This window comes from Lysobacter sp. 05T417, assembly GCF_056396405.1.
In genome coordinates this window covers 1-2041 of the sequence record NZ_JBFTLK010000013.1, presented here as the reverse complement: position 1 = coordinate 2041, position 2041 = coordinate 1, and the positions used below count along the sequence as shown (strand labels likewise).

The following is a 2041-nucleotide window of genomic DNA, read 5'->3' as shown; positions in this document are numbered from 1 at the left end:
TTTCCCGCTTCGGCCGGGGGCCCTGTCTTCGGCGGCATTGGGCACCGCGAGCTGATACATTCCGCCGGGGGTTGGGTCAAAGCAGAGCAGTCGGCCGCAGGTCTGGGCTCCGGTTGCGGCGCTAGGCCTAACAAGTCATTCAAGCCGACACCGCTCCGCGGTGCGGCTTAACTCTGGCGTTAGGCGTGTTGTCGCAGATGTGCAGCCGTAAGGGTGTAGAGCCGCACGGGTGGCGGACGCGTGGCGGGCGACTCCGCTAGCCCCTAGGTCGCTCTTCTTCGATGCCGGCCCCGGGCAGGGCGGGGGCTGCTTCACAGGCCGCCGCAAGCTGCTACATTTTGGTCCGGGGAAGGCCCAGGTTATGGCCGGCTGCAGTTCTCGGCTCCGGTCACGACACTAGGCCTAACAAGTCATTCAAGCCGACACCGCTCCGCGATGCGGCTTAACTCTGGCGTTAGAGCGCACATATGGCATCTCGCAAGCCGATGACAGCAAAAGAGCTATTGGACGCTCTTGCGACGGATCCGGAGTACCTGGAGCTGAGGGCGCGAAAAGATGCTGAGCTGGCTGCCTTCGTTGCGGAGTTCGCCCATGAGGAAAGGATGATTGCGGGCGAGGCCAAGGCGCTGGGTTATGGCATCAGTTCCGTATGGGACTTCGTCAACAACACCCCGCATCCTGTGCTAGGGCGGACATTCATTGGCGCCTATGACCGCGCGTACCCCATGCTGATCCGTCACTTGCAAGTTCCTCACCATCCCCGCGTTAGAGAGGGCATCATTCGCGCGCTAACTGTGCGCGACGGAGGCGAGGCCGTTTGGCAAGCCCTGCACCAAGAGTTCATCCGCGAGCCTGACAAAGAACTGCGCTGGGTCCTGGCTAATGCGCTAAAGGTCGCCATGCCATACCGCAAGCGCGTCAAATTTCCGGACCTTGCACATGTGTACAAATCCGGTGGTGCGCTCTAACAATTCATTCAAGCCGAAGCCGCTTCGCGGCTCGGCTTAATTCAGGCGTTAGGCAGGTAGTCGCAGCCGTGCGGCCAGGTCGAGGGAGCGACGCGATGTCGGGGCTCATGCTCGCTCGCTTTGTGCTTCGGTCATGCGTACAACGCCCCCAGTCGAGCTCATTGCCGGCGGCTGACTTCCCCCTTCGGCAGGCCCCCGGTCTTCGGCGGCGCGGGGCACGGCGAGCTGATACATTCCCGCCCGGGGGTTAGGTCATGGAAGAGCAGTCGGCCGCAGTTCTTGGCTCCGGTTGCGGCGCTAGGCCTAACAGGTCATTCAAGCCGAACACCAATCGCTACGCGATTGACGTCGGCTTAACTCAGGCGTTAGGCCTCATGGAAGCACTCTCGCTAGCTGTGAACCAAGGTCTCGGTGACCGCATCATCGAGGTCAATCACGCGGGCGAGCACGGCGCCATAAGCATCTATACCGGTCAGATCATGATGGCCAGGCTTACTGCGCCGGGACTAGTCAGTGAACTCATCGAGTTCCGGTCACATGAGAAGCGCCACAGGGCCATATTCGGCGCTGAGTTGGCGCGCCGTGGGCGACACCGCTGCCGCAGCTATTGGCTGTGCGGCTTCGGCGGTTTCGTACTTGGGTGCATTACCGGCCTGCTTGGGGCAAACGCCATCGCAGCAACCACCGTGGCAGTAGAGGGCGTCGTTCTCCGCCATCTCGAAGGCCAGCTTTCCGCCCTCCGTGGCAAGGACCCTGCGGCCATCTCGGCCATCTCCGCGATCGTGGCTGAGGAGCGGCAGCACCACGATGACTCGGCGAGCCACGTCCGGGCTGGTACATTCTGGCCAAAGGTTCTTACGCCTGTCGTGTCCGCGGCTACTGAGGCGGTCATATGGCTGGGCATGCGGGCGTGAGGCCTAACAGTTCATTCAAGCCGACACCGCTCCGCGGTGCGGCTTAACTCAGGCGTTAGGACTGTAGTCGCGACGTTGCGGCCGGTCCGGGATCGACGCGCTGTCGTGTCTGAGGTCGTCGTGGTTTTGCTTCGGTTGCGCGCACAACGCCCCCAGCCT

At 62.4% G+C, this 2041-nt stretch carries 2 protein-coding genes; both read left to right on the top strand.

Annotation, left to right across the window (positions count from 1 at the left end):
• The first annotated feature begins 467 nt into the window (after positions 1 to 467).
• Positions 468 to 968: a hypothetical protein gene (locus AC1DER_RS17145; RefSeq protein WP_477248526.1), complete on the top strand. Its 501-nt coding sequence runs from the start codon at positions 468 to 470 to the stop codon at positions 966 to 968.
• A gap of 254 nt (positions 969 to 1222) precedes the next feature.
• Complete coding sequence (locus AC1DER_RS17140) at positions 1223 to 1882, top strand: demethoxyubiquinone hydroxylase family protein (protein WP_477248528.1); 660 nt, start codon at positions 1223 to 1225, stop codon at positions 1880 to 1882.
• Positions 1883 to 2041 lie beyond the last annotated feature (159 nt).